The sequence below is a fragment of the Halorubrum sp. GN11_10-6_MGM genome (assembly GCF_005435165.1).
Taxonomy (GTDB): domain Archaea; phylum Halobacteriota; class Halobacteria; order Halobacteriales; family Haloferacaceae; genus Halorubrum.
Genome location: NZ_SGUC01000125.1, coordinates 1 through 511 on the forward strand (window position 1 = coordinate 1; position 511 = coordinate 511).

General features: G+C 52.6%; 1 protein-coding gene. It reads left to right on the top strand.

The genetic code is table 11. The features are described 5' to 3' along the window. The coding region (lepB, locus tag EXE46_RS16355; RefSeq protein WP_137689374.1) for a signal peptidase I at positions 1-330 on the top strand (330 nt) is incomplete at its 5' end. Between the last annotated feature and the right edge of the window lie 181 nt (positions 331-511).

The window sequence follows — 511 nt, forward strand, 5'->3', positions numbered from 1 at the left end:
GTTCCTGTCCCGGGAGAAAATCAAACGGTCCAGCTCACCGACTCAACGTGGTCGCTCTACAAAAAAGTGATCCGAAAATATGAGGGACACCGGGCTGAACGAGTTGACAACGGTGTTTATCGAATCGACGGTCAGCGGAAACGTAGATACACGTTCGAGCAAGACTACTTCTTCGTGATGGGGGACAACCGTGACAACTCACTAGACAGTCGGTTCTGGGGATACGTCCCGAAAGACCATCTGAATGGAGAAGCAGTTATGACACTTTTCTCGTGGGATAGTGAGAATACCTTCTTCAGGCTACGCCGGACCTTCCAGGGCCTGGAGTAGCTTGGAGAAATCCAACGGAGGCAGGGGCTCTGGAGTGGGTATAACCCCCATTGCAGCCGACGACGGGCTGTTGCTGATTTCGAAAGTTGGTGTCTTCCACGTCTTGTCGTACACTTTGGAGCCCGTCGCGGCTGAATTTTCACGTTATGCGTAACCGAACGGGAATTGCTCACCGCCGTAC